The sequence below is a fragment of the Blastococcus aurantiacus genome, assembly GCF_900102425.1.
In the GTDB taxonomy this organism is placed as follows: domain Bacteria; phylum Actinomycetota; class Actinomycetes; order Mycobacteriales; family Geodermatophilaceae; genus Blastococcus; species Blastococcus aurantiacus.
Genome location: NZ_FNBT01000009.1, coordinates 186463 through 212449, shown reverse-complemented (window position 1 = coordinate 212449; position 25987 = coordinate 186463). Strand labels below are relative to the sequence as shown.

The following is a 25987-nucleotide window of genomic DNA, read 5'->3' as shown; positions in this document are numbered from 1 at the left end:
GCGCTCAGGGGCGGCTGCCGTTCCCGGCGGCGCCGTCGCCGTCGGAGGAGATGGGCACCATCGTGACGCCGTCCACGGCGCTCGCCGCAGCACTGCTGCTCAGCCGGCGGAGCAGCGCGGCGACGTCGATGCCGGTCAGGTCGCCGGAGAGCTGCAGCCCCTGCGCGACGTTGGAGGCGACCGACTTCCCGAGCGAGCCCGCGCCGTCGGTGGAGATGACGGTCATCTTCTCGACGGCGGAGAGCGGTGCGGCGGCGGCGCCGACGACCTCGGGCAGCACCTTGACCAGCATCTCCAGGATCGCCGCCTCGCCGTACTTCGCGAAGGCGTCGGAGCGGGCGTCCATCGACTCGGCCTCGGCCTGACCCCGGGCGAGGATGGCGGCCGCCTCCGCGGCACCCTCGCGTTCGACGGCGTCGGCGATGGCCTGGCGGCGCAGCTTCTCGGCCTCACCGCGCTTGGCGCCCTCGATCGCCTCGGCCTCGGCCAGCGCCGAGCGGCGGGCCCGCTCGCCCTCACCGGAGAGCTCCGCCTGCCGGGCGGCCGCCTCCGCGGCGGCGATCGTCGCCTGGCGCTGGGCCTCGGCGGTCAGGATCGCGGAGTTCTTGCGGCCCTCGGCCTCCTGCTCCACCTTGTAGCGCTGCGCGTCGGCCGGGCGGCGCACCTGGGTGTCCAGCTGCCGCTCGGTCAGCGCAGCGGTCCGCTCGGCGACCTTCTCCTGCTCCATGAGGATCGCCTGATCCTGCGCGGCCTGGGCGAGCGGACCGGCCGCGGCGGCCCGGGCCTTGGCGGCGTCGGTCTCGGCGGTGATCTCGGCCTGCTTGAGCGCGAGCTGCCGCTGGGAGATCGCGATCGCCTCGTCGGCCAGCAGCTGCTCCTGCTGGGAGGCCTGGCGGGCGCGCGCCTCCGCGATCGAGGCCTCCTTGAGCACGCGCGCCGCCTCGGGGCGGCCGAGGTCGGCGAGGTAGGAGCCCTCGGCCTGGATGTCCTGCAGCTGGAAGGTGTCGAGCACCAGGCCCTGACCGGTCAGCGAGGACTCCGCCTCCTCCGCCACCGCGGAGGCGAACGCGGCGCGGTCACGGATGATCTCCTCGATCGTCAGCCGGCCGACGATCGAGCGGAGCGCACCGGCGAGCACCTCCGAGGTGAAGGTGTCGATGCCCTCCTGCTGGTTGAGGAAACGCTGGGCGGCGGCGCGGATCGAGTCCTCGGTGCCGCCGACCTTGACGATCGCGACGCCCTCGAGGTCGCACTTCACGCCCTGCTTGCTCACGGCCCCGCGGATGCCGACCGGGATGCGGCGGCTGGACAGGTCCATCGTGTGCAGCTTCTGGACGACGGGCAGCACGAACACGCTCGCGCCCATGACCACCTTCTGGCCGGACGAGTCGCGGGAGACGACGCCGGACTCGCTCGTCACCTGCCGCCCCTGGCGTCCGGTGACCAGGAAGGCCTGGTTGGGGCCGGCCACCTTGATCCGCGACAGCACGAGCAGGACCAGCAGGATGACCAGGACGGCGATGCCGCCGATGGCGTAGACCAGCGTCACGGGGTGTCGCCTCCAGGCAGGGGATGGGGATCGGGCGCGGTCGAGACGACCTCGACTGCGGTCTCGCTGAGCGCCTCGACGACGTAGACCGGCGTCCCGGTCGGGAGCGGCACGTCGCTGCGGGCGGAGAACTTGAGCTGCTGGCCGGCGAGGGCGAGCCGGACCTCGCCGTACCCGGGGCTGGGGACCGCCGAGACGACGACGCCCTGCGCCCCCAGGAGGGAATGCCGGGTCAGCGTCGGCTGGGTGGGCATGTCCTTCAGCGCGCGGGAGAGCCGGATCGCGCCCCAGGCCAGCGGGACGGCGACACCGATGCCGACGGCCAGGGCGAGGAGTGCGGTGACGGCGTCCGGCAGCGACCCCGGCAGCAGGCTGACCGCGGCCGCGCCGCCGAAGCCGATGCCGCCGAGCAGCGCCGCGAGGGCCGGGACGGAGAAGGGCCCGTCGGCATCCAGGTCACCGAGCCCCAGCTCACCGAACTCGCCCACGAACAGGGAGAGCAGGAGCACGACCAGGCCGAGCACCCCGATGACGAGGAAGACCGCTGCCACCGCGTGGGTCCTCCTCGTCGGCCGTGGGCCCGCAGCCTCCCAGTTCCGGTACGTCCGCGGCAACGCCGTCCCCCGGCCGGTGGACAACCCGGGTCAGCCGCCGGTGCCGCCCCGCTCCAGCGCCGCCCGGTCCCAGCCCGCGAGATCGGCGGCGGCCTCGTAGGTGCGCTGGAGGAAGGCGAGCAGCAGCGCGTCGGGGTCCGCGGCCGTGCGGACGAGCTCGTAGGGGAGGACGAACTCGCCGAGGCCGTCGTCCCAGCGCGCGCCCTGGGGCAGGCCGGTGATGTCCCGGAACCCGGCGGGCTCGGGGTAGGCGTAGCTGTAGAACACGCCCTCTTCCCCGGGCGGACCGGGCCAGTAGCCGCAGCTGCTGACCTCGTGGGAGTAGGCCTCGAGCATCACGTGCGGGCCGCAGTTGGGCGCGCCACCGGGGTGGTCGGGGGCGGTCCGACCGGAGAAGCGGGTGGTGGCGAGGTCGAGCGCGCCCCAGAACAGGTGCACGGGGCTGGACTTGCCGACGAACCGGTCGCGGAACGTGGTGAGGACCCGCGTCGTCTGCACCAGCCCCAGCCAGAAGCGGTGGACGGCGTCGGGGTCGTAGGCGGCGTGGTCGCGGTCGTCCGGGAACGGGATGGCCCCGGGGATCTCCACCGGCACGGGCCAGATCTCCGTCCCGACGCCGAGCCCCTCGAGCAGCCCCATGACGTCGGCGTGGAAGTCGGCCACGGCCTGCGGACCGAGCGGCAGGCCGCCGCTGCGGCCCTCGACGGTGGAGACCTCCAGGCGGTGGGCGACGAGGTCGAGGTCGATCTGGAACGACGGGCCGGTGGGATGGGGGACCAGCGAGGTGGTCAGCCCGCGTGCGGTGACGTACAGCGGCACGTTCCACCAGTGGTTGGACAGTCCCGTGTTGGCCATCCGGACCTTGCCGATCACCTGCGTGTACAGCTGCAGCGTGTCGCGGGTGGCGGCCCAGTCGGCGACCGGCAGCGCCGGCCAGGAGCGCGCGGAGGTCTGCTCGGTCATCCCGGCAGTCTGCCCACCGCGCCGTGCCGGCCCGTCCCGGGGCCCGGGAGCCGGCTCAGCGCGAGACGGCGTACTGCTGGGCGATCTGCGCGGCGCTCAGCACGTTCTGCGTGATCATCACGTGCGCGACCGAGCCGCCGAAGAAGGGGCTGGTCGGGGCGCTGGGCCAGCTGGTGGCCAGCGAGTCGTAGCCGACCCGCCAGTAGCCGGTGTAGGGCTCGGCCGACGTCGCGGCCGCCGAGCCGACCAGCGCGCCGTTGACGTAGAGCCGCATGCCGGTCGAGGGCGAGAAGGTCGCCGTCACCAGGTGCCAGGCGCCGTTGTTGTAGGCGGCCGGGCTGGTCACGGTGGTCGGGGTGCCGTTGTAGACGCCGAAGGTCAGGCGCCCGTCGTTGCGCATGTAGACGTGCCGGTCGTACTGGCCCGACGCCGCGCCGTTCGCGCCGTTGCCGAAGCCGACGAGCTTGCCGCCCCGGTTCGTCGAGGTGGAGAACCACAGCTGGGCGGTGAACGTCTGCGGGTTGTCCAGGGCCACCGTCGTGTAGAGCCGCCCCGAGGAGCCGTCCAGGCGCACGGCCTTGTCCCCGCCGGCCCCGCAGGTGGGCCCGTTCACGCGGTAGGTGATCCCGCCGGCGTAGGTGGCGTTGGCGTACCAGCCCGCGGTGCCGACGTTGGTGGCGGTGGGGCCGGCGGTCTCCTGCAGCGGCAGGTAGCCGGGCGCGTCGACGCCGGCGCCGGCGGACGTGCACGTGAAGTACGGCGCCGCGGCGAAGGAGTTGGCGTGGTTGGCGGTCGAGGCGCTGAAGACCGCGCCGGCCCCGGTGATCGGCGGCAGGCCGGCCGCCAGTGCCACCGCCGCCGTGCCGACGGCGAGGGCCCGCCGCCCGGGGCGTCGGCGAGCGGGGGCCACGGCGCGCGTGCCGTCGGTCCCGCGTCGGTCGTCGTCGGGCCGGTGCAGCAGGGCCAGGGCCAGCAAGGCGGCCAGCCCGGCTCCGGTCAGCGCGAGCGGCACCGTGCGTCCCTCGGCGAGCCACAGCGCCGGCAGTCCAAGCCGCGGCGCCGACCAGACGCCGGCACCGTGCACCGCCGACGGCGCGACCAGCGCGACATCGGCCTCGGCGTTCGCGTCACCGCGCAGCCGCAGCCCGCCCGCCTCCACCTGCTCGAGGCGGTGCAGGCGCAGCATCCCGGGCGCATCCGGGTCGTCGACCAGCAGGATCGTGCCGACGGCCAGATCCTCGGCGTCGACCGGCCGGACGACGACGACATCGCCGGCCTGCAGCGCCGGCGCCATCGACCCGGACATGACCACGCTGGTCTCCCAGCCGGCGAGGGCCGGCACGGTGGCGGCGGTCATCAGGAGCAGGAGCAGGCCGAGGACGCTGCGGGCGACGACGCTGACCACGAACGCGGTCCAGCCCCGCCGCCACGAGGTGAAGCCGGTCATCGGGTCTGCGCCTCCCACACGAAGGAGACCGCCGCGGAGCCGCCCTCGGCCGACAGCGGCGCGGAGGACGGCAGGGACCAGGCGATCCGGTAGGTGCGGGCCGTGGCGACCCTGCCCGGAGCGGTCCAGCTGCCCAGCCCGGCCGCGAAACCCTCGGCGGTGAAGGCGGCGAGCGAGCCGTTGTGGAGGAGGGCGGAACTGGAGAAGCCGTTGCAGGAGGCCGCCGACCCGCCCGTGCCCAGGTGCACGGTGAGCGTCATGGCCGCCGCGAGGCCGGCGCTGCTGGAGCGTCCCGTGCCGTACATGCGCACGGTCGCCGGCGCCGTCCCGTTCGCCGTGACGCGGATGCACCGTGTGCCGTTGTCCCCGGGCTTGATGTCGGAGACGCCGAACAGCGTGCTCCCCGCGTCGTCGTCCCCGAGGGTGAGCGTGCCGGTGCTCGCGGTCGCGGTCACCGGGCCCGCCGAGTCGGCGAACGTGGCGTAGGCCGACTGCCAGACGACCAGCGACGACCCGACGACGGCGACCAGTACGCACGCCGCCAGACCCAGGCGCCGCGCACGGCGACCGGGCCGCGCAGCGCTGCGCTCAGGGGTCACACGGACAGGCTAGGGACTCAACGTGTTCGCTAGGAGACTCTGCGTAGTCGATGCACCCGGATGGGGGAGAGGCGCCGGCCCACGACCAGGGATCATCGTGGGCATGCGTCGGGAGGCCAGCGTGCTGCACCTCGACCTCGATGCGTTCTTCGCGGCGGTGGAGCAGCGGGACAAGCCCTCCCTGCGCGGCCGGCCCGTCGTCGTCGGTGGGGTCGGCGGGCGCGGCGTCGTCGCCACTGCGTCCTACGAGGCGCGCGCCTACGGTGCCCGCTCCGCCATGTCCACGGCCGAGGCCCGGCGCCGCTGCCCGTCCGGGACGGCGTTCCTCGGGGGCCGGTTCGCCGCCTACCGCCGGACCTCCGACGTCGTGATGGGGCTGCTGCGCGAGCTGTCCCCGCTGGTCGAGCCGGTGTCGATCGACGAGGCCTACGTCGACCTCGCCGCCGGGGGGCACGACCTCTCGGTCGAGGGTGTGACGGAACTCGGTCTGTCCCTCAAGGCCCGCATCGCCGCGGCCACCGGGGGAGTCACCGGCTCGGTGGGCATCGGCTCGTCCAAGCTGATGGCGAAGATCGGCTCGGAGCTGCAGAAGCCCGACGGGCTGGTCGTCGTCCCGCCCGGGGCGGAACTGGACCTGCTGCACCCCCTGCCGGTGACCACGCTGGGCGGCGTGGGGCCGGCGACGGCGGAGCGGCTGCACCAGGTGGGCGTGAAGACCGTGGGCGACCTGGCCGCCAAGTCGCTGGCCGACCTGGTCGCGCTGGCGGGCCGGGCGCACGGCGCAGGGCTGTACGCGCTGGCCCGCGCCGAGGACGACCGCGCCGTCGTGCCCGACCGCGAAGCGAAGTCCGTCTCGCACGAGGAGACCTTCGAGCGCGACCTCACCGACCTCGCCGTCCTCGGCCGGGAGATCGACTCGATGGCCACCCGCGTGGGCAAGCGGCTGCGGGACTCGGCATTCTCCGGCCGCACCGTGACGCTCAAGCTGCGCCGTTACGACTTCACCACCCTCACCCGCTCGCAGACGCTCCCCCAGCCCACCGACGACGCCCGCCAGATCGCGGCGATCGCCCGCCGGCTGCTCGCCGACGCCGGCGCCGAGGGCGGTCTGCGGCTGCTCGGCGTCGGTGTCTCCGGCTTGTCGCTCTACGCGCAGGGCGACCTGTTCGCCGAGGAGGACGACGGCTCGGCGGTGTCCGCCACCGAGGAGTCCGTCGCCGACGAGACACCTCCGGAGCCGCCGCTCCCGGCGGACAAGCGCTGGTGGCCGGGACAGGACGTGCGGCACGAGGAGCTGGGCGCCGGGTGGGTGTGGGGGCGGGGGCTGGGCCGGGTCACGGTGCGCTTCGAGGGGCCGTTGACCGCGCCCGGGCCGGTGCGCACACTCGCGGCGGACGACCCGCTGCTGCAGGCCGCCGACCCGCCCGACTGGAGGCCACCTGCATGACGCCCGAGCGCTCGTGGTGGGGGTGGGGGACCACCGACCACGCTCTGAGCGACGAGGAGTGCATCGCGCGCGCCGCGGTGCTGCCGGGGCTGCCCGACCGGCCGCGACCGGTTCCGGACCTGGCCGACGTCGTCCTGCCCACCTCGCGGGTGGCCGCCCCTGACGGGCTCCCGGTGACGACCGACCCCGCCGACCGGGCCCGCCACGCCTACGGCAAGGCCTACCGGGACGTCGTCCGTGCGCTGTCCGGCGAGCTGCCGGGTGCTCCGGACGCCGTCGCCCACCCGGCGGACGAGGACGACGTGGTGCGCCTCCTCGACTGGGCGTCCTCGGCCGGCGTCGTGGTCGTGCCCTTCGGCGGCGGCAGCTCGGTGGTGGGCGGCGTCGAGTACCGCGGCGACCGGCCCTGGATCTCCATGGATCTCACCGCCCTGGACCGGGTGCTGGAGATCGACCGCACCAGCCGGGCGGCGCGGATCCAGGGCGGCGCGCTCGGGCCCGTGCTGGAGGACCAGCTGCGCCCGCACGGCCTGACGCTGCGCCACTACCCGCAGAGCTTCGAGTTCTCCACGCTCGGCGGCTGGCTGGCCACGCGCGCCGGGGGGCACTACGCCACGCTGCTCACCCACATCGACGACCTGGTCGAGTCGATGCGCGTCGTCACGCCGGTCGGCATCAGCGAGTCCTGGCGGCTGCCGGGCTCGGGTGCGGGCCCCTCACCGGACCGCATGTTCCTGGGCTCGGAGGGCACGCTCGGCGTCATCACCGAGGCGTGGATGCGCCTGCAGGACCGGCCCCGCTCCAAGGCCTCGGCGTCGGTGACCTTCGCCGACATGACGACCGCGATCGGCGCCGTCCGCGCGATCGCGCAGGCCGGGCTGCACCCCGCGAACTGCCGCCTCCTGGACGCCGGCGAGGCGGCCACCTCGGGCGCCTCGACGTCAGGTGGCTGCGTGCTCGTGCTGGGCGTCGAATCGGCGGCGCACCCGGTCGAGAGCCGACTCGAGGAACTCACCACGCTGGCCCGCGACTGCGGCGGCGTGGTGGCTCCCCGACGGGACGGCCCCCGGGACGCCGCCGCCGACGCGTGGCGCTCGTCCTTCCTGCGTGCACCCTACGGCCGCGACGGGCTGGCCCGCATGAGCGCGGTCGTCGAGACCTTCGAGACGGCGACCACGTGGGACCGCGTGGACGAGCTGTACGCGACGGTGCAGGCAGAGGTGGGCACCGCGGTGCGCGAGGTCACCGGCGCCCCTGGGCTGGTGAACTGCCGGTTCACGCACGTCTACCCCGACGGGCCGGCGCCCTACTTCACGGTGGTGGGGGTAGGGCGGCCCGGCTCGGAGGTGGCCATGTGGGACGACGTGAAGACCGCCGCGATGGAGGTGCTCACGCGGCTGCGCGCCACCGTGACGCATCACCACGCCGTCGGCCGCGACCACCGTCCCGGCTACGACCGGCAGCGCCCCGAGCCGTTCGCCGTCGCCCTGCGGGCCGCCAAGGCCGCGCTCGATCCGGCCGGGGTGCTCAACCCGGGCGTGCTCGTCGACCCCGTGTAGAACTGCGGGGGTGACCGAGCAGAGCGCCTGGATGCGCATGACCGAGGAGGACCCGGACCACTCGGCCGCCTACGTGCAGCGCTTCCGCACGCTCGCCGAGCAGGGCATGGACCTCGTGGGCGAGGCCCGGCTGGTCGACGCGATGCTGCCGCGCGGGTCCCGCGTGCTGGACGCCGGCTGCGGTCCGGGCAGGGTGGGCGCGTACCTGCACGGGGTCGGGCACCAGGTGGTCGGGGTGGACGCCGACCCGGTGCTGATCGCCGCGGCCGAGGAGGACCACCCCGGCCCGCGCTGGCTGGTCGGCGACCTGGCCGAGCTCGACCTGCCGGCCCACGGCATCGCCGAGCCCTTCGACGCCATCGTGTGCGCCGGCAACGTCATGGCCTTCCTCGCCGTGAGCACCCGGCGGGAGGTGCTGCGGCGGATGCGGGCACACCTCGCGCCCGAGGGCCGCGCGGCCATCGGCTTCGGAGCCGGCCGGGGCTACGAGTTCGACGACTTCCTGGCCGACGCCCGCGCCGTGGGCTGGGCCGAGGACCTGCTGCTGTCCACCTGGGACCTGCGGCCGCTCACCCCGGACGCCGACTTCCTCGTCGCGGTGCTGCGCCCGGCCTGACCCCCGTCAGAGACGGCCGTTGGCGCGCAGCAGCACCAGCGCGTCGACCGTCCGGTGCCCGCGCCACTCGAGGGTGGCCGCGGAGGAGTAGCTGTCGAAGTCGACGGTCCACCCGCCGTCGTCCTGCTGCTCCGCCGCCAGCCGGTCGAGCTCGGCCTCCACCACGGCCGGGGCGAACAGCTCGCGGGCCGGTCCGCCGGGCATGGGCGCGAAGTCCAGCGGGCGCATGAACTCGTCCTCCGCGCCCCCGGCCACGTGCAGCAGCCCGTCCGCCGGGACGAGCGGGGCCAGCCGGTCCAGAAGCGACCGGGCCTCCTCGGAGGCGCCACCGGCCCGGCCTGCGGCGTCGAGGAACTGCACCGCGAAGGCCAGCTCCATGGCGTGCGCGTCGGCGTCCAGCACCCCCACCGCGCCCAGGCAGTACGCCGTCGCCCGCGCCAGCCAGGGGTGCTCCGCCACCGCCGGGTCCAGAGCCGCCACCCGGTACGCCGTCGCGGCGACCACCGCGGTGATCTGCAGCGACGACACCGACGGGTCCGCCTGCACCCAGAACGGCGCGCACGCCGCCGGATCGGGCACCGGCCGCGCGAAGGGCAGTCCGCCGTCGGGCAGCGTCACCGAGGCCAGCCAGTCGCACACCTGCGCGGCCCGCGGCGTCGTGGCCGGCGCCAGGTCGGCGAAGGCCTCCAGCGCGTGCAGCGCGCCGCCGGGCTGGCTGGTGCCCGAGCGCAGGTCCGGTTCGAGCCCCCAGCCGTAGCCGCCGTCGGCGTTCCGGTAGCCGTCGACTGCAGCGACGACGGCGTCCGCCCCGCCGACGCCGGTGAGCAGGTCGAAGCGGCGGCGGTCGAGCACCCGTCCGTGCCCGGCCAGGAACGCCGCTGCGGCGTCGAGGCTCACGGTCATGACGCCGATCCTGCCCGGGGGAGCCACTCCGGCGCGGCCTCCGGTGGCAGCACGGCAGCCGTCGTCCACGCCGGTGAGCCCGGCGGGGCCACCACTGTGACGGACCCGTCCGTCGAGGCGAGCGTCTGCAGGTAGGGCTCGGGGTCGGGCACCGGACCCGGAGCCGAGGGGTCCTGCGGTGCGGCGAGCAACCAGCGCGCGGTCTGCGCCAGGGAGAGCTCGCCGTACCAGCCGCCGCCCTCGCCCCGCTGCCGCACCAGCGCCGCCAGCACCGTCGCGGCGGCGAGGTAGCCGGTCGCGTGGTCCAGGGCCTGCGCCGGCAGCACCCCCGGCTCCTCCGGTGAGCCGTACGTCGTCGCGATGCCCGTGGCCGCCTGCACCAGCGAGTCGAAGCCCCGTCGGTCCGCCCACGGCCCGCTCGTCCCCCAGGCGGACAGCCGGACGACGACGAGGTGCGGGTGCCGCTGCGCCAGCGCGGCCGGATCCAGGCCGAACGCCTCCAGCGCGCCCGGCCGGTACCCCTGCACCACCACGTCCGCGGCCGACAGCAGCTCCTCCACCATCGCCCGGTCCCGTGCGCCGGCCAGGTCCAGCACCACGTGCCGCTTGCCGACGCCGGTGTCGATCAGCCCCTCGCGCAGGTCGGGCAGCCGCGGACCGTCCATCCGCAGCACGTCCGCGCCGTGCGAGGCGAGCACGCGGGTCGCCACCGGCCCGGCGATGACCCGCGTGAGGTCCAGGACGCGCAGCCCGCGCAGCTCCGGCCGCCGAGGGGCGCCGTCGGACACCCGGCGCAGGTCCAGCAGCGGCAGCCCGGCCACCGCCCGGCCCTGCGGAGAGGCGGCCCACGCCTCCGGCGTCCGGACGGCGGCCGCCGCCCCGCCGGCCGCCACCACGGCGGTCTCCAGCTCCTCGGCGGTCCGGCCCACCGCCGCGGCCGCCACCGCGGCGACGTCCTCCGACCCCAGCACCGACGCCGCGGCCGCCCGGTGGTGCGGATAGTTGCCGTGCAGCCGCAGCCACCCGTCGGCGGTGCGCCAGAACCGGGACAGCGGCGCGAACCCGAGGCCCACCGGGCGCCCGTCCAGTCGCACGAACCGCTCGCTGCGCACCGCCAGGGCCACGTGCGCCGCGTCCAGCCGGAGGGGGGACGGGTCGCCCGTCAGCGACCGTGCCGCCACCAGCTGGGCGGCGACGGCGCCCAGCACGAGCTCGGGCACCGCGAGCGGGCCGCCGAGCCCGGTGTCGCCGACGACCGCGACGGGGACGTCCAGCGGCACGCCCGTCGCCGCGGCCACGTCGCCCAGGAGCGCGGTCACCGGGGGGTGATCCGCACCGACGGGTCGGTGCACCAGGCCGGCACCGACGGCCACGAGCCGTATCCGGCCGGCAGGTCGAGGTGCCGCCCGCCCGGGACCACGTCGACGTCCAGCCCGAACCGATCGTCGTACAGCGAGGCCGCGCCGCCGGGGAAGTAGGGGTCGTCGTCGCTCGCCACGAGGCGCGTCCGGGCGACCAGGTCCGGCGGCAGCGTCGCCGTCTCGATGCCCGGCGGCGCGAACGCCGCCACCTCGGGGTACCCGCGCAGCACGTCTGCCGACGGCGGCGCCACGAGCAGCACCCGGTCGGGCTGGAGCTCGCCCAGCGACGGCGCCGCCTGCCACCAGAGCAGGACGGCGAGGCTGTGGCACACGAGCACCCGCTCGCCGCCGTCCAGCGCGGCCAGCTCCGACCGGAGCAGCGCCAGCCAGTCGGCCGGCACGGGGACGTCGGGCTCGGGGAACTGCGGATAGCGGACCTGGTGGCCGTCGTCGCGCAGGCGCCCGGCCAGCCAGCGCTGCCAGTGCCCCTCCGGCCGCCGGTTCTGCCAGCCGTGCACGATCAGGAAGCTCACGACACCGTCCCCTCCGGGAGCACGCCGAGCGCGAGGACCAGCGCCAGGACGGTGGCGGGCTCCTCCAGCCGGGCGCCGTAGAGCTCGCGCAGCTGCGTCATCCGGTAGCGCACGGTCTGCGGGTGGACGAACAGCTCGGCGGCCACGGCGTCCCGGCGTCCCTGGTGGAGCAGCCAGGAGCGCAGCGTCTCGGTCAGCTTCTCCCGGGCGCTCTCGCTCAGGTCGGCCAACGGGGCGAGCGCCCGCGCCCGCAGATCGGCCAGCGCCGGTTCGTCGGCCCGTAGCACCAGCTCCGTCAGGCGCTCCTCGGTATCCACCGGACCGCCGTCGTCCGGCGCCAGCCCCAGCTGCCGCGACCGCAGCGCCCGGGCGTAGGAGGCGTCGACGTCGTCCCACGGCCGTGGCGGGCCCACGACCGCCTCCGCCTCCCGCAGCGAGCGCATCAGGGCCGGCCGGGAGCGTCCCTCCGCGTCCGGCACGAGGAGGACCACCAGCTCGCCGGCCCCGGGCGGGCCGGGCACCTCCTCGGTGGACCGCAGGGTCCGCGCGTCCAGCGCTGCAAGGGCCGTGCGCACCCGGGCCTCGGGCACGATCACCGCCGTCAGCGTCCGCGGCAGCGGCCAGTCGGCCCGCTCGGCGGCGGCCTCCTTTTCCCGCCGCGACCCCCGCCCCAGGAGCACGTTCGCCAGCCGCTCCCGGTAGCGCTCCCGGACGCGGCCCGTGGTGGCCAGCTCGTCGCTGTGGCCGGCCACGCTGGCCGCCGACAGCTGGTCGATGTAGGCGAAGACGAGCTCCGCGAAGTGGGCGAGCTGCTCGGCGGACAGCCCGGCCCGCACCCCGCTGTCGGCCATGTGCCGCCAGGACACCCGCGCTCCCACCCGGTAGGCCCCGAGCAGCGCATCCATCGATCGCCCGCTGCGCGCCTCGCCGCGGCCCAGCGCGTAGGCCCCGTCCAGCGCCGGCTGGATCGGCGTGCTCGCGTCGCCGTCCCCGCCCTCGGACGCGAGCTCGAGGAAGCCACCGAGCGCCAGCTGGACGGCGTTCTCGATGTTCCGGCCCATCTCGCCGCTGAACGCGTCGGCGTAGCTGGGCACCTCGACGACGATCGCGGCGACAGTTCGCTCGGCCACCGACGGCAGTTCCCGCCGCATCTCGTCGGCGACCGGGGCCGGGATGCTCAGGGCTGGGTCCGCCATGGCGCCTCACTTGTTCGGAGAGAACAGAACATAGCGGCTGATTCACGTCCGTCACACAGGTAACTGACGCCTGAGTTGGACAACCCTCTGTGTATGACGACGACCGTTCCCCGCCCGAACTCGGTGCGGTCGCCCCTGGCCTCGCTCCGGGAGCGGGCCGTGCGGCTGGCCGAGATGGTGACCACGCCTCTGCTGCCCGTCGACTACCTCGACCTGTTCGACCCCCTCCGGTCCGGTGCCGCCCTCCGTGGCCGCATCGAGGCCGTGCTCCACGAGACGCGGGACGCCGCCAGCATCGTGATCCGCCCGGGTCGCGACTGGCTGCCGCACAAGCCCGGCCAGTACGTCCGCATCGGGATCGACGTCGACGGCGTGCGCCAGTGGCGCGCCTACTCGATCACCTCGGTCCTGGATCGCGCCGACGGCTGCTTCACCATCACCGTCAAGGCCATCCCAGGCGGCTTGGTCAGCAACCACCTGGTGCACCGCGTCCGCCCCGGCACGATCGTCCAGCTCGACCAGGCGACCGGGGAGTTCTGCCTGCCCGAGCAGGCGCCGGACAAGGCGCTGTTCGTCACCGCCGGCTCCGGCATCACGCCGGTCATGGGCATCCTGCGCAACTCCGCCGAGCTGCTCACCGACACGGTGCTGGTCCACTCCGCCCCGACGGCGGACGACGTCGTCTTCGGCGCCGAGCTGCGGCAGATGGCCGCCGAGGGCCGCATCCGGCTGATCGAGCAGCACACCGACACCGCCGGGATGCTCGACGCGCGCTCCATCGCCGAGCTCGTCCCCGACCTGCACGAGCGCTCCACCTGGGCCTGTGGCCCCGTCGGCATGCTCGAGGCCCTCGAGGAGCACTGGGCCTCGGTCGGCGCCGCCGACAAGCTCTACACCGAGCGCTTCCGCCCGCGGATCCTCGTCACCGGCGAGGGCGGCACCGTCACGTTCAGCAAGAACGGCACGACCGTCGAGGCGGACGGCGCGACGCCCATCCTCGACGCCGGCGAAGAGGCCGGCGTCCTCATGCCCAGCGGCTGCCGCATGGGCATCTGCTTCGGCTGCGTCCTCCCGCTGCGCGAGGGCGCCGTCCGCGACCTCCGCAACGGCGAGATCACCACCGCCGCCCCGGGCGACGGCGTGCTCATCCAGACCTGTGTCAGCGCCGCCGCCGGCGCCTGCGACATCGACCACTGACCGACCCGACACTCAGGAGCCGGACATGACCGTCATCCAGAAGAAGATCGACGACAACCCGATCGCCCACCTCTCCGCCGAGGACATCGAGCTCATCGGCAAGGAGCTGGACACGATCCGCCAGGAGATCCGCGACAGCCTCGGTGAGGACGACGCGAAGTACATCCGCACCGTCATCGACGTGCAGCGCAAGCTCGAGCTGGGCAGCCGCGCCGTCCTGCTGGCCTCGATGTTCCCGCCGGCCTGGTTCGTGGGCACCGTCGGGCTCTCCCTGGCCAAGATCCTCGAGAACATGGAGATCGGGCACAACATCCTGCACGGCCAGTGGGACTGGATGCGTGACCCGAAGATCCACTCCACGACGTGGGAGTGGGACATGGCCAGCCCCGCCGCGCAGTGGAAGCACTCGCACAACGAGCTGCACCACACGTACACGAACGTGATCGGCAAGGACAACGACCTCGGCTACGGCATCATGCGCGTCGACGAGGACCAGAAGTGGCACCCGCTCTACCTGGCCCAGCCGCTGTGGAACTTCGTGAACGCCTGCTTCTTCGAGTACGGGATCGCGGCCTACGACCTGGAGCTGGGCAAGAACCTGGCGACGAAGAAGCGCCGGCAGAACCCCGAGTTCCGCGCTGCCACCAAGCAGGTCCTCAAGAAGGTCCGCAACCAGGCGACCAAGGACTACGTGCTGCATCCGGCACTGTCAGGCCCCTCGTTCGTGCCGACGCTGGCCGCGAACTTCACCGCGAACGTCGTGCGCAACCTGTGGTCGCACTCGGTGATCATGTGCGGGCACTTCCCAGAGGGCGTCCAGACCTTCGAGAAGACCTCGATCGAGGGCGAGACCCGCGGTGAGTGGTACCTGCGCCAGATGCTCGGCTCGGCCAACATCTCCGGCAGCAAGGCCATGCACATCCTGACCGGCAACCTGAGCCACCAGGTCGAGCACCACCTGTTCCCCGACCTGCCCAGCAACCGGTACGCCGAGATCGCGCCGCGGGTGAAGGACATCTTCGACCGCTACGAGCTGACCTACCACTCCGCCCCGCTGGTGCAGCAGGTCGCGTCCGCGTGGCACAAGGTCATCCGCCTGTCGCTGCCCAACGACTGGCTGGCCGAGACCCGGCCCTCCAACCTGCCCTCCCAGCTGGGCAAGCTCTGGAAGATGACGACCGGGGGGCCGAAGGTCCGGCGGGCGATGCAGACCCGGCCCGCTGCCGCCTGAGCAAGGATCCCGCCCCTCTCACCCTTCGCAAGCTCAGGGGAGCCTCCGGGCGGGGCCGGGACCGTTGAACCGCAGAGGCCCAGGACCGGTCAGGTTCTGGGCCTCTCGCGTTCACCGCTCGACGATGTTTCCCGTGGAACTGCGTCAGCGGACGGCGGGCGTGCGCAGGTGCACCGAGTCCAGCCGGCGGCCGACGACCGACCCTGGCTCCCAGACCTGGGCGTAGCGGATCGTCTGGTCGACCTCGTCGGCCAGCATGTCCTCGAAGTCCACCGCACCGAGCACGTCAGGCCCCATGCCGGCGGCCACGAGATGGGCCGACAGCGCCATGCGGACGTCGTCGTAGGTCAGCTCGAGATCCCGTACCAGCGCGGTGGTGGTGGCCCGCAGGGAGTTGAGGCCGGAGAACGCGCGGCCGCAGCCGCAGCCTCCGTCAGGGTCCGACCGGTCGGTCGCGCAGACGAAGCCTGCGAAGACCAGCTCCCCCTCGACGGCGTGGCAGAAGTCCCCGTCCCGGTCGCCCTGGCCCTCACGCGTCGCAGTCAGCAGCTTCATGGCGCGACCCTGGCGGGCGGGTCCGACAGTTCGGGTCGCACGTCAGCCGGCGACCGTGCCCTGGTGGTAGACGGCCTCCCAGTCGTCCGCCGTGCGGCGCCAGACCGTCGCGCGACGCGTGAGCCGGTCACCCTGCCGCAGGTCGTACGTGAGCAGGTAGGTCTGCGGGCCGAGGGCCACGCAGTGGAAGTCGCCGGCCGCCCAGGGGTCGTCCGGGAGGCCGCGGGCGACGCGGTCGTGCACGGTCGCGAGGACGAACTCCCGGCCGTACCGCCGCCCGGAGGCCCCGACCTCCTCGAACTCGGCCGCCGCCTGGCGGTCGAGCGCCTCGCGGGACGTGCCGAGCCGGGGGTGGTGGAAGACCGGCTCGCGCGCGGCCAGCTCGTCCCGCACGGCGGCGAGCGCGGGAGCGGTCATCCGTGCCGGCTGCTCGTCCACGGTTCCTCCTCGGGTCACGCCCACCGGTGGATCAGTTGGCCATGTCCACGAAGCGGCTGTAGTGGCCCTGGAAGGCGACGGTGACGTTGGCGGTGGGGCCGTTGCGGTGCTTGACCAGCATGATGTCGGCCTCGCCCGCCCGCGGGGACTCCTTCTCGTACATGTCCTCGCGGTGGATCATCATGACCATGTCGGCGTCCTGCTCGATCGAGCCGGACTCACGGAGGTCGGAGAGCATCGGCTTCTTGTCCTGACGCTGCTCCGAGCCACGGTTGAGCTGCGACATCGCGATGACCGGGACCTCGAGCTCCTTGGCCAGCAGCTTGAGCGCGCGGGAGAACTCCGAGACCTCCTGCTGGCGGCTCTCCACCTTCTTGCCCGAGGTCATCAGCTGCAGGTAGTCGATGACGATCAGCTTGAGGTCGTTGCGCTGCTTGAGGCGCCGCGCCTTGGCGCGGATCTCCATCATGGTCATGTTCGGGGAGTCGTCGATGTAGAGCGGCGCATCGGCGATCTCGCCCATCCGGCGGGCCAGCTTCGACCAGTCCTCGTCGCTCAGCGAGCCGGCGCGCATGTGGTGCAGCGGCACCTTCGCCTCGGCCGACAGCAGACGCATGGTGATCTCGTGCTTGCTCATCTCGAGCGAGAAGATGGCGGCGGGCATGTGGTGCTTCACCGACGCCGAGCGGGCGATGTCCAGGCCCAGCGTCGACTTGCCCACACCGGGTCGGGCGGCGATGACGATCATCTGCCCGGACTGCAGACCGTTGGTCAGCTCGTCCAGGTCCCGGATGCCGGTCGGCACGCCGCGGCTCACCCCTCCCCGGGAGGCGATGGCGTCCAGCTCGTCCATCGTGGGCTGCAAGACGTCGGCGAGACGCGAGTAGTCCTCGCTCATCCGCTTCTCGGTGACGTCGTAGATCTCCTGCTGCGCGCGGTCGACGATGTCGTCGACGTCGCCCCGCCCGCCCGCCGCGCCGTAGCCGAGCTGGACCACGCGCGTGCCGGCCTCGACCAGCCGCCGCAGCACGGCCTGCTCGGCGACGATGGCGGCGTAGTAGCCGGCGTTGGCCGCGGTCGGCGTCGACTGGATCAGCGTGTGCAGGTAGACCGCGCCGCCCATCTTCGACAGCTGGTCGGTGCGGTTGAGCTCGGCGGCGACGGTGATCGCGTCCGCGGGCTCGCCGCGGCCGTACAGGTCGAGGACGACGTCGAAGATGATCTGGTGCGCCGGGCGGTAGAAGTCGGCGCCGTGCAGCACCTCGACGACGTCGGCGATGGCGTCCTTGCTCAGCAGCATGCCGCCGAGCACCGACTGCTCGGCCTGGACGTCCTGCGGGGGCTGCCGGTCGTACTCCGGCGCCGCCGCCATCGGCCGGCTGTACTCGTCGGCCACCGCCACGGGGGTACCTCTCTCTCACTTGCGGGCGCGCCCGCACCGCCACTCACCGAGGGGAAGCCGGGAGCTCGGCGGACGCCGCCGTGCCGAACACGTGTTCGGATGATTGCTACCGCCGGGCACTGACAGTTCGCGCCCGGCGGCAGCTGCGAGGGAACGTTAGGAAGCCGGAGCGGCGCCGTCCAACACCTCGATCTGCACAACATGTGGACAAGTCGGTGGACGGAGGCGTGTCGACATGTGGAGACGGCCGGGGACACCCTGGGGCCGGTTCCCGGCCACGAGCCGGTCACCTGCGCGGACGTCGTCCACCACCTGTGGACAGGAAGTTCCCGGAAAGTTTTTTCGCGGCTGGCACGCGTGGTGTCGCCGTGGCGGACGGGACCGTCTCGGCGCAGGCTTGCCCACACCGACGCAGCGCCGGTGGTGGGGGGCGCACCGGCGCGTGTCCGATCGGCGCACGGCGCCGCGGGAGCCCTCTCAGCTGCCCTGGAACGCCACGAGGGGCGCCGGACCGGAGTCCGACGCCCCTCGGGGACGCTGCGAGCGCTCAGGGCGCTCTCAGGCGGTTCAGCCCGCGACGACCTCGATCGCCAGCGAGGTGCTGACCTCGGGGTGCACCCGCACGGTGACGGTGTGCTGGCCCGTGGTCTTGATGCTGCTGGGCAGCTCGATCCGGCGACGGTCGAGCTCCGGGCCGCCGGCGGCGGTCACCGCGGCGGCGACGTCGGCGGTGGTGACCCGGCCGAACAGGCGGCCACCGTCACCGGCGCGAGCGGGCACGCGGACCTTGAGACCGGACAGCTGCCCGGCCACGGCCTGCGCCTCCTCGAGCGAGCGCACCTCACGGGTGGCACGCGCCCGGCGGAGGGACTCGACCTGCTTCTCGGCGCCACGGGTGGCCTTGATGGCCAGCCCGCGGGGCAGGAGGTAGTTGCGGCCGTAGCCGCCCTTGACCTCGACGGTGTCGCCGGAGGAACCGAGACCGGTGACCTCCTGCGTGAGGATCAGCTTCAGGGTGCTCATGATCAGCGCGCCGTGGAGGTGTAGGGCAGCAGGGCCATCTCGCGGCTGTTCTTCACAGCGATCGCGACATCACGCTGGTGCTGGCTGCAGTTGCCGCTGACGCGGCGGGCACGGATCTTGCCACGGTCGGAGATGAACTTCCGCAGCAGCGTCGTGTCCTTGTAGTCGACGCCGGTCGCCTTGTCCTTGCAGAACTGGCAGACCTTCTTCTTGACCTTGCGAATGGGTGGCTTGGGCACCGGAGTACTCCAGGGATCTCAGAGAGAAAGAGGGATCGAGGGATCAGAAGGGCGGCTCGTCGGAGGGGCCGGCCGGCGTCGACCAGGGGTCGCTCGCACCGCCGCCACCGCCGCCACCGCCGCCGGGGCCGCCGAAGCCGCCGCCACCGCCGCCGCCACCGAAGCCGCCGCCACCACCCTCACCGCGGGAGGCCTTGGTGACCTTCGCGGTGGCGTAGCGCAGCGAGGGGCCGATCTCGTCGACCTCCAGCTCGATGACGGTGCGCTTCTCGCCTTCCTTCGTGTCGAACGAGCGCTGCTTGAGCCGCCCGCTGACGATGACCCGCGAACCGCGGGTGAGGGACTCGGCGACGTTCTCGGCCACCTGGCGCCACACGTTGCACCGGAGGAACAGCGCTTCGCCGTCCTTCCACTCCTGCGACTGACGGTCGAAGGTGCGCGGCGTCGAGGCCACGGTGAAGTTGGCGACGGCGGCACCCGACGGCGTGAACCGCAGCTCGGGGTCCGACGTCAGGTTGCCGATGACGGTGATGACGGTTTCGCCGGCCATGCTCAGTGAGCCTCGGGGCGCATCAGCTTCGTGCGGAGCACCGACTCGTTCAGGTTCAGCTGGCGGTCCAGCTCCTGGACGGCGGCCGGCTCGGCCTGGATGTCGATGATCGCGTAGATGCCCTCGGGCTTCTTGTTGATCTCGTAGGCCATCCGGCGACGACCCCAGATCTCGGTCTTGACGGTGCCACCGGAGTTGGTGACGACGGTCAGGAACCGGTCGAGCGAGGGCGCGATGGTGCGCTCCTCGAGATCGGGGTCGAGGATGATCATCAGTTCGTAATTGCGCACGGAGAACCCCACCTCCTCTGGTCTCAGCGGCCGCAGGGGATCTGCAGCAGGAGGGTCATGCATGCGTTGCGCGTCCCGACGAGCTCGTGGAGTGCCGGAACGCGCGGACCCAGGCTACCAGTGCGCGACCTGCCCACTCCGGGCGTCGTCCACAGCTGAAGGACCCCGTCCCTCCCCGCCACTCGCGAGCTCGCGGCGGGCCCCTGGGACGGGGCCACGATCAACGGCTGGCGCGGGAGGCCTGGTGGGTGCGGACCAGCGCAGCGCTCGCGGCGGCCAGGGCGACGACCGCGGCCAGCGCCGCGGCCGGTAGCGGAGTCGCGGTGGGGGCGGTGTCGGCAGTGGCCTCGGACCCGGCGCTCTCCTCGTCCAGGCCGGTGCCGTTCAGCCCGGCCAGCTGACCGAACACCGGAACGGATGCGCCGTCGTAGGTGCCGGCCTGCCCGCCCGAGCCGGAACCCGTGCCGGAGCTCGACTGCGTGGACGAGCCGACGGGGCTGCCGCCGGTGCCCAGGAAGCGCGAGGGGTCGAAGGCGGCGGCCGCGTTGCCGCTCCTCGGGTCGAGCTGCGGCGCCGCACCGAGGGTGTACGCGTACTGCGTGCCCGGCCCGCCCTGGAACTGCGGGGCTGGTGCCGGCGCCGGAGGGGCCGGAGCGGCCTCCGGAGCGGTGGGCAGGGCCCCGCCGGGAGCGGGGGCCGGCGGGAGCGGTAGCGGGAGCGGCGGGAGGGCCACCTGCGGGAGCTGCGGCAGACCGACGCTGGGCAGGTTGGGCAGCGCCGGCGCGATGGTCTGGACGACGTAGGGGATCGGCGCCGGCAGCTTCGGCAACGTGCCCAGGACGCCGTCGACGACCTGCTGGACGCTGACGCCGAGCGGGAGCTGCGCCTGCGGGACCACGCGGTAGGTGTACGTGATCGTGCCCGCGGTGGCCGGAGCGTCGAACCGCCACGAGGTGCTCTGCTCGGGCTGCAGAGCCCGGCGCTGCCCGAAGAAGTCCACGGTCACGTCGGTGTAGACGGTGGCGCCGACGGAGACGCTGCGTCCCAGGGGCAGCGGGATCGAGAGCCCACCACGGTTCTCGGCCGGGATCTTGTTGACGAAGGTGACCGTGCCGCCGGGGTCGACGCTGGCGACGGGCGGCGTCACGTTGCGGATCTCGATCGTCGCTGACGGAGCGGCGGCGGCGGACGGGGCCAGGACGACCGAGGCGGCTGCGACGGAGAGCCAGCCCAGGACCGCGACGGCAACCCCGCGCCGGGCCGTGCGGCGGATGCGACCGGTTGCCATGTGCGAAGAACCTCCGAATGACCTACTGCTGGGTAACCCCCGTCACGTGCTTGAACGATGATGTGTGATCGGGGTTACGGCTAAACCTGGATCCTGGTGCGAACTAGGGTTCTTCCTCGTGGCCAACCACCCGATCGGCGTACACGTGGGCTCCGCGGACGAGGGGCCGCTGGCGGCGGCGGCCGAGATGGACGCCGACGGCGTGCAGATCTTCCTGACCGATCCGCAGAGCTACAAGGCGCCCAGGCCCCGGCCCGACGAGGCCGACCTGCGCGCCTCCGACGTCGCCGTCGTCGTCCACGCGCCCTACATGCTCAACGTGGCGTCGACGAACAACCGGATCCGCGTCCCCGGCCGCAAGCTGCTGGCCCAGCACGCCGCTGCAGCCGCGGCGGTCGGGGCCATCGGGCTCGTCGTGCACGGCGGCCACGTGCTCGCCACTGACGACCCGGCCGCCGGCGTCGACAACTGGCGCAAGACCTTCGCCTACCAGGAGAAGGACGGCGGCTTCGCGCTGCCGCTGTTCATCGAGAACACCGCCGGCGGCGGCAACGCGATGGCCCGCGAGCTCGACGCCGTCGCCCGGCTGTGGGAGGCGATCGGCGGGTTCGGCGCCGGCTTCGTGCTGGACACGTGCCACGCCTGGGCGGCGGGCTGGGACCTCGCGACCGCGGTGGACGACGTCCGCGCGATCACCGGCCGGCTGGACCTGGTGCACCTCAACAACAGCCGGGACCCGCACGGTTCCAGCCGCGACCGGCACGCCCCGCTCGCCGGCGGGGAGATCCCGACCGAGCTGCTCCTCGAGGTGGCGCGGGCCGCCGACTGCCCCGTCGTCCTGGAGACCCCGGGCGACGCCGCCAGCCACGCCGAGGAGATCGCCCTCCTACGCAGCGTCCTGGGCTGACCGGCGGGGCAGCACGACGGCGTCCCCCCTCCACTGCAGGGGACCGCCGGCGGGGTCGTCGACACCGCGCCAGCCGGCCCGGACGACGTCGCGGTCGGGCTGCAGCACGTCCCGCACCACCAGGGCCACGAGGACGACGACGGCGGCGTCGCGGATGCCCACCGCGAGGAAGAACCACCCGACGTCGATGCCGCGGTTGTCGGTGCCGAGGTACCAGAGCATGCGGGGCGCCCACAGCAGCGCCTCGGTGGCCTGCCAGGCCAGCAGGGAGCGCCAGGCGGGGCGTGCCAGCACCGCGAGCGGCAGCAGCCACAGCGAGTACTGCGGACTCCACACCTTGTTCAGCAGCAGGAAGCCGGCGACGAGCAGGAAGGCGACCTGGGCGACCCGCGGGCGCACGGGGGCGGCCAGGACCAGCCACCCCACGCCCAGGACCATCAGGACCACGGCCAGCGCACTCAGGGTGTTGAGCACCACCGGCGTCTGCCCCGGCTCGAGGGGGCCGTCGAGGAGCCGGTCGCCGCTGAGGTGCAGCGCGATGTTCCACAGCGAGTCCGGATCGGCCTCCCGCACGCCGTTGCGGCGGAAGAACAGGCCCCACTCGTCCCACGCCGCCAGGGCGACCGGCACGTTGACCGCCGCCCACGCCGCCAGCGCGGCTCCCGCCGCCCGCAGCCAGGTGCGGAGCAGCCCCGCCCGCAGGCAGAGCAGGAACAGGGCGACCAGGACCAGCAGCGGGTACAGCTTGGCCGCCGTCGCCAGGCCGAGGAGGACCCCCGCCGTCACGGGCCGGTCCCGCGCCCAGGCCCACATGCCCAGCGTGGTCAGGGCCACGGCGAACAGGTCCCAGTTGGTGAAGGCGTGCACCACCAGCAGCGGCGAGAGCCCGATCATCGCGGCGTCCCACGGCCGCCGGCCGGACAGCCCGAGCACCCCGCGGGCCGTGACCAGCGCGGAGACCGACAGCAGCAGGCAGGTCACGACGTAGAAGCTCTGCACCGGCGGCAGGTCCGGGAGCAGGTCGCTCGCCCGCGCGGCGCCGTCGTAGGCCCGCCCGACGGCCGCGGCGAGGGCCATGAGGCCGCCGGTGAGCACCGGGTAGTCGACGGGGGAGTCGAGGTAGGGCAGGGCGCCGGAGCCGAGGTCGAAGCGGCCGAAGAGCGGCAGCGGGTCGGCGTAGCAGAGATGGGTGTACTGGCGGAAGCCGCTCCAGTCGCCGTCGGCGCACGGTTCCTGCTTGATCCAGGCCAGGCTCAGCCCCAGGACGACGAAGAGCAGGCAGACCCGCAGGGGCGTCCAGAACAGGGCCCGGCCGGTGACGGCGTGCCGCCCCCACGGTCCGCCGACCGCCTCGCTGGCCTGGGCGGCGACCGGGTCGGTCCAGGACGGCACGATCCGGTCCGGGGACACCGCGGGCCCGCCCACGGATGTGGACGGGCCCGACGGTGAGCTGCTCACCCGGTCAGTGTGCGGCAGGGGTCACCCGTTGCCCCGACCCGCCGGATCCGGCGCGGGAGCGCCGTCCTGGTTCACGGGGGGAACGGGACGGACCGGCGACGTCGGCGTGGTCGACGGGTTCTCCGGTGTCGTCGTCTCCTCCGTCTCCTCCTCGGGCTCCTCCTCGCCGGTGTCGGCCGGCTCCTCCGGCTCGACGGGCGCGGTGGGGCGTGCCGGGGTCGAGGTGCGGGTCGAGGGCGCCGAGCTCGACGGCGCGCTCGAGGTCGGCCGGGTCGGCTGCTGGGTCGGCTCGGGCACGCCCTCGCCGGTGTCGCCCTTGATCAGCGGGGCGTCGGGCAGGTTCTCCTCGGGGGTGCCCTCGAGGACGGTGTTCATGAACTGCTGCCAGATGTCACCGGGCAGGCCGGACCCGTAGATGATCGAGCCGCCGACGGTGCGGATCGGGTCCCGCACATCGGTGCCGATCCACACCGACGTGGACAGCGACGGCGTGTAGCCGACCATCCAGGCGTCCGAGTTGTCCGTGCGGTTGAGCCCCTGGGTACCGGTCTTCGCGGCCACCTCGCGGCCGCCGGCGAGCGCCAGGTCCGAGGAACGCGCGACGTCGGTGAGCGCGTAGGTGACGTCGTTGGCGACACGGGGCTCGATGACCTGCTGGCCGGGGTCGCCGGGGTTGTCCAGCAGGACGGTGCCCTCGCTGTCGGTCACCCGGGCCAGGAAGTACGGCGCCCGGCGGATGCCGCCCGAGGCGAAGGTGGCGAAGCCGACCGCCTGGTCGATCGGGCGCATCTCGTACTCGCCGATCCCGATCGCCGCGCCGGTGAAGCCGTCTCTGTTGGCAAGGGTCGGCTTCCGGAGGAACAGCTCGCCGCCCGCGTCCCAGACGTCCGGCAGCCCGGTGGCGGCCAGCGCGGTCTCCCGCACCTTGTCCGCACCGACCTCGAGGGCCAGTCCGTAGTAGGTGGTGTTCAGCGAGCGCGTCATGGCCTCCCGGAGCGTGCAGGACCCGCAGGACGCGCCGCCGGAGTTCACCACCGGGGCCTCGCGGTCCTCGAACGTCTGGTTGTTGCTGCCGTTGCGCCGGGCCGTGACGCTGATGCCGTCCTTCAGCGCGGTGGCGAGCGCGTAGGGCTTCATGGACGAGCCCGGCTGCCGCGGGCTCTGGGCGTAGTCGAACCCGGCGCCGTTCTCGCCCCCGTAGTAGGCGCGCACCGCGCCGGTCTTCGGGTCGACGGCGACGAGCGCCTCGCGCAGCTGCTCCGGCTCACCGGTCATGACGTCGTTCACCGCGGTCTCCGCGGCGTCCTGGTAGCGCTTGTCCACCGTCGTGACGATCCGCAGGCCGCCGCCGTTGATCTGGTCCTCGGTGTAGCCCTTGGCGGCCAGCTCGGCCAGTGCACGGTTGACGACGTGGCCGCGCGAGTCGTTCGGGATCCCGTTCGACGGCGGCACCTTGGGCAGCACCAGCGGGTACTGCGACAGCGCCCGCTCCTCTGCGGACAGCCAGCCCTCGCCGACCATGGCATCCAGCACGAGGCCCCAGCGGTCCTGCGCACCCTCGGGATTCAGCTCGGGGTCGTAGGCGCCGGGGCTGCGGATCAGCACGGCGAGCACCGCCGCCTGCTCCGCCGTCAGCTCCGCGGCCGGCACGCCGAAGTACGTCTTGGCCGCGGACTCGATGCCGTAGGCACCGCGCCCGTAGTAGATCGTGTTCAGGTAGTTCTCGAGGATCTGTTCCTTCGAGTAGTTGTTGTCCAGCTTGATCGCCACGAAGAGCTCCTGGAACTTGCGGCTGAACGACCGCTCGGAGTTCTCCAGGATCGCGTTCTTGACGTACTGCTGGGTGATCGTCGACCCGCCCTGCGTGGAGCCGCCGGTCAGGTTGCTCCAGGCGGCGCGGGCGATGCCCGTGGCCGAGATGCCGGGGTCGGTGTAGAAGTCGCGGTTCTCGGCCGCGAGAACGGCGTTCTGCGCGGCCTCGCTCACCTGGTCCAGGCGCACGTTCGTGCGGTTCTCGTCGCCGAGGCGGGCCATCTCCGTGGTGCCGTCGGAGTAGTAGACGACCGTCGTCTGGGCGCTGGTGATCGAGTCGGGGCTGGGCACCTCGGTGCTGGCGTAGACGACGCCGATGAAGACGCAGAGCAGCAAGAAGAGACCGCCGAGGACGCCGAAGCCGATCTTCAGCCGACGCCGACGGCGCTGCTTCTTCGTGCGCGCCGGGCGACCCTTGCCGCCGGAGGGCCGCCCACCACCGGGCGGACGACCGCCCGAGCCCGGCGGGCGCCCCGACCCGGGAGGACCGCCGGAGCCCGGCGGACGGCCGCCCGAACTCGGCGGCCGGCCACCCCCGGCAGGCGGACGACCCGCCGCGCTCCCCGAGCGGCCGGCGGTCGTGCGCCCGCGGCCGGGCGGCGGGACCGCGGGCCGACCGGCGCCGGCGCCGCGCGCGGCACCGCCGCCGCCCCCGGTGCTCCGGGTACGGGCGGGAGCCGGACGGCGGACCGAGCCGGCGCGTGGCCCGACGGGCGAGGTCTCGTCGTGGGGAGGCACGCGGGAGTTCCTCTTTCCTGACTGGTGGTGGGCGACGGGGATGCCCGGTCGCAGCCTTGCGTCTTCAGCTGT

The 25987-nt window shown here is 73.6% G+C and carries 25 protein-coding genes; 6 read left to right on the top strand and 19 right to left on the bottom strand.

Annotated elements, in window-relative coordinates:
• Positions 1–4 precede the first annotated feature (4 nt).
• The 5 genes from BLS70_RS21420 to BLS70_RS17965 all read right to left on the bottom strand — a co-directional run bounded on the left by BLS70_RS21420 (position 5) and on the right by BLS70_RS17965 (position 5172).
• Positions 5–1549, bottom strand: a complete 1545-nt coding sequence (locus BLS70_RS21420; protein ID WP_091770730.1) for a flotillin family protein — start codon at positions 1547–1549, stop codon at positions 5–7.
• The gene (locus tag BLS70_RS17980) at positions 1546–2100 is read right to left on the bottom strand and encodes an NfeD family protein (RefSeq protein ID WP_091770728.1); all 555 of its coding nucleotides are present in this window, start codon (positions 2098–2100) and stop codon (positions 1546–1548) included. Before BLS70_RS17980 ends, BLS70_RS21420 begins: the two co-directional genes overlap by 4 nt.
• A 93-nt stretch (positions 2101–2193) precedes the next feature.
• A complete protein-coding gene (locus BLS70_RS17975; RefSeq protein ID WP_091770726.1) occupies positions 2194–3126 on the bottom strand; it encodes a DUF5996 family protein in 933 nt (310 codons plus the stop codon).
• A gap of 55 nt (positions 3127–3181) precedes the next feature.
• Positions 3182–4573 (bottom strand): LamG-like jellyroll fold domain-containing protein, encoded by a 1392-nt coding sequence (locus BLS70_RS17970; RefSeq protein ID WP_091770724.1) that lies wholly within the window; start codon positions 4571–4573, stop codon positions 3182–3184.
• Positions 4570–5172 (bottom strand): TasA family protein, encoded by a 603-nt coding sequence (locus BLS70_RS17965; RefSeq protein ID WP_091770722.1) that lies wholly within the window; start codon positions 5170–5172, stop codon positions 4570–4572. Before BLS70_RS17965 ends, BLS70_RS17970 begins: the two co-directional genes overlap by 4 nt.
• Positions 5173–5275: 103 nt before the next feature.
• Between BLS70_RS17965 and BLS70_RS17960 the strand changes: the two genes are divergently transcribed.
• Genes BLS70_RS17960 through BLS70_RS17950 form a run of 3 tightly spaced genes read left to right on the top strand, consistent with a single transcriptional unit; the run spans position 5276 to position 8794 of the window.
• Positions 5276–6619 (top strand): DNA polymerase IV, encoded by a 1344-nt coding sequence (locus tag BLS70_RS17960; protein WP_091770833.1) that lies wholly within the window; start codon positions 5276–5278, stop codon positions 6617–6619.
• Positions 6616–8178 carry an FAD-binding oxidoreductase gene (locus tag BLS70_RS17955; protein WP_091770720.1) on the top strand — a complete coding sequence of 521 codons (1563 nt, stop codon included), beginning with the start codon at positions 6616–6618 and terminating at the stop codon, positions 8176–8178. Before BLS70_RS17960 ends, BLS70_RS17955 begins: the two co-directional genes overlap by 4 nt.
• A gap of 10 nt (positions 8179–8188) precedes the next feature.
• Entirely contained in the window at positions 8189–8794 is a 606-nt protein-coding gene (locus tag BLS70_RS17950; protein WP_091770718.1) for a class I SAM-dependent methyltransferase, read from the top strand.
• Between the two features lie 6 nt (positions 8795–8800).
• Here the strand turns inward: BLS70_RS17950 and BLS70_RS17945 are convergent, their stop codons facing one another.
• From BLS70_RS17945 to BLS70_RS17930, 4 genes are read right to left on the bottom strand one after another with little or no spacing between them, the layout of a single operon-like run.
• The gene (locus BLS70_RS17945; protein ID WP_091770830.1) at positions 8801–9697 is read right to left on the bottom strand and encodes a hypothetical protein; all 897 of its coding nucleotides are present in this window, start codon (positions 9695–9697) and stop codon (positions 8801–8803) included.
• Positions 9694–11016 carry a CoA transferase gene (locus BLS70_RS17940; protein ID WP_091770828.1) on the bottom strand — a complete coding sequence of 441 codons (1323 nt, stop codon included), beginning with the start codon at positions 11014–11016 and terminating at the stop codon, positions 9694–9696. The genes BLS70_RS17945 and BLS70_RS17940 overlap by 4 nt, the downstream gene beginning before the upstream one ends.
• Entirely contained in the window at positions 11013–11591 is a 579-nt protein-coding gene (locus BLS70_RS17935) for an RBBP9/YdeN family alpha/beta hydrolase (RefSeq protein ID WP_091770716.1), read from the bottom strand. The genes BLS70_RS17940 and BLS70_RS17935 overlap by 4 nt, the downstream gene beginning before the upstream one ends.
• On the bottom strand, positions 11588–12787 hold the full coding sequence (locus BLS70_RS17930; protein ID WP_091770714.1) for a PucR family transcriptional regulator: 1200 nt from the start codon (positions 12785–12787) through the stop codon (positions 11588–11590). The genes BLS70_RS17935 and BLS70_RS17930 overlap by 4 nt, the downstream gene beginning before the upstream one ends.
• Positions 12788–12880: 93 nt before the next feature.
• Between BLS70_RS17930 and BLS70_RS17925 the strand changes: the two genes are divergently transcribed.
• Together BLS70_RS17925 and BLS70_RS17920 are read left to right on the top strand one after the other, a co-directional pair.
• A complete protein-coding gene (locus BLS70_RS17925; RefSeq protein ID WP_091770712.1) occupies positions 12881–13984 on the top strand; it encodes a ferredoxin reductase in 1104 nt (367 codons plus the stop codon).
• A gap of 25 nt (positions 13985–14009) precedes the next feature.
• Positions 14010–15215 (top strand): fatty acid desaturase family protein, encoded by a 1206-nt coding sequence (locus BLS70_RS17920; protein WP_091770710.1) that lies wholly within the window; start codon positions 14010–14012, stop codon positions 15213–15215.
• 144 nt (positions 15216–15359) lie between these two features.
• On the opposite strand, the gene BLS70_RS17915 is transcribed toward BLS70_RS17920, so the two are convergent.
• The 8 genes from BLS70_RS17915 to BLS70_RS17880 form a co-directional block, all read right to left on the bottom strand.
• Entirely contained in the window at positions 15360–15770 is a 411-nt protein-coding gene (locus BLS70_RS17915) for a DUF7715 family protein (protein WP_091770708.1), read from the bottom strand.
• A 42-nt stretch (positions 15771–15812) separates the two neighbouring features.
• Positions 15813–16208 carry a nuclear transport factor 2 family protein gene (locus BLS70_RS17910; protein WP_218122475.1) on the bottom strand — a complete coding sequence of 132 codons (396 nt, stop codon included), beginning with the start codon at positions 16206–16208 and terminating at the stop codon, positions 15813–15815.
• A 31-nt stretch (positions 16209–16239) separates the two neighbouring features.
• Positions 16240–17610, bottom strand: coding sequence for a replicative DNA helicase (gene dnaB / locus BLS70_RS17905; RefSeq protein ID WP_218122474.1), 1371 nt, complete (start codon positions 17608–17610; stop codon positions 16240–16242).
• 567 nt (positions 17611–18177) lie between these two features.
• On the bottom strand, positions 18178–18633 hold the full coding sequence (gene rplI, locus BLS70_RS17900) for a 50S ribosomal protein L9 (RefSeq protein WP_255362561.1): 456 nt from the start codon (positions 18631–18633) through the stop codon (positions 18178–18180).
• A 2-nt stretch (positions 18634–18635) separates the two neighbouring features.
• The gene (rpsR, locus tag BLS70_RS17895; RefSeq protein ID WP_091770706.1) at positions 18636–18872 is read right to left on the bottom strand and encodes a 30S ribosomal protein S18; all 237 of its coding nucleotides are present in this window, start codon (positions 18870–18872) and stop codon (positions 18636–18638) included.
• Positions 18873–18915: 43 nt separating this feature from the next.
• Positions 18916–19422 carry a single-stranded DNA-binding protein gene (locus BLS70_RS17890; RefSeq protein WP_091770704.1) on the bottom strand — a complete coding sequence of 169 codons (507 nt, stop codon included), beginning with the start codon at positions 19420–19422 and terminating at the stop codon, positions 18916–18918.
• Positions 19423–19424: 2 nt separating this feature from the next.
• Entirely contained in the window at positions 19425–19712 is a 288-nt protein-coding gene (rpsF, locus tag BLS70_RS17885) for a 30S ribosomal protein S6 (protein ID WP_040339252.1), read from the bottom strand.
• A 220-nt stretch (positions 19713–19932) separates the two neighbouring features.
• Positions 19933–21000: a hypothetical protein gene (locus BLS70_RS17880; RefSeq protein ID WP_091770702.1), complete on the bottom strand. Its 1068-nt coding sequence runs from the start codon at positions 20998–21000 to the stop codon at positions 19933–19935.
• Between the two features lie 118 nt (positions 21001–21118).
• On the opposite strand from BLS70_RS17880, the gene BLS70_RS17875 reads away from it, so the two are divergent.
• Positions 21119–21907, top strand: a complete 789-nt coding sequence (locus BLS70_RS17875; RefSeq protein ID WP_091770700.1) for a deoxyribonuclease IV — start codon at positions 21119–21121, stop codon at positions 21905–21907.
• On the opposite strand, the gene BLS70_RS17870 is transcribed toward BLS70_RS17875, so the two are convergent.
• Positions 21887–23365, bottom strand: a complete 1479-nt coding sequence (locus BLS70_RS17870; protein ID WP_255362560.1) for a glycosyltransferase family 87 protein — start codon at positions 23363–23365, stop codon at positions 21887–21889. The two genes, BLS70_RS17875 and BLS70_RS17870, sit on opposite strands and share 21 nt — an antisense overlap.
• A gap of 21 nt (positions 23366–23386) precedes the next feature.
• Positions 23387–25513: a transglycosylase domain-containing protein gene (locus tag BLS70_RS17865; protein WP_255362559.1), complete on the bottom strand. Its 2127-nt coding sequence runs from the start codon at positions 25511–25513 to the stop codon at positions 23387–23389.
• Positions 25514–25987 lie beyond the last annotated feature (474 nt).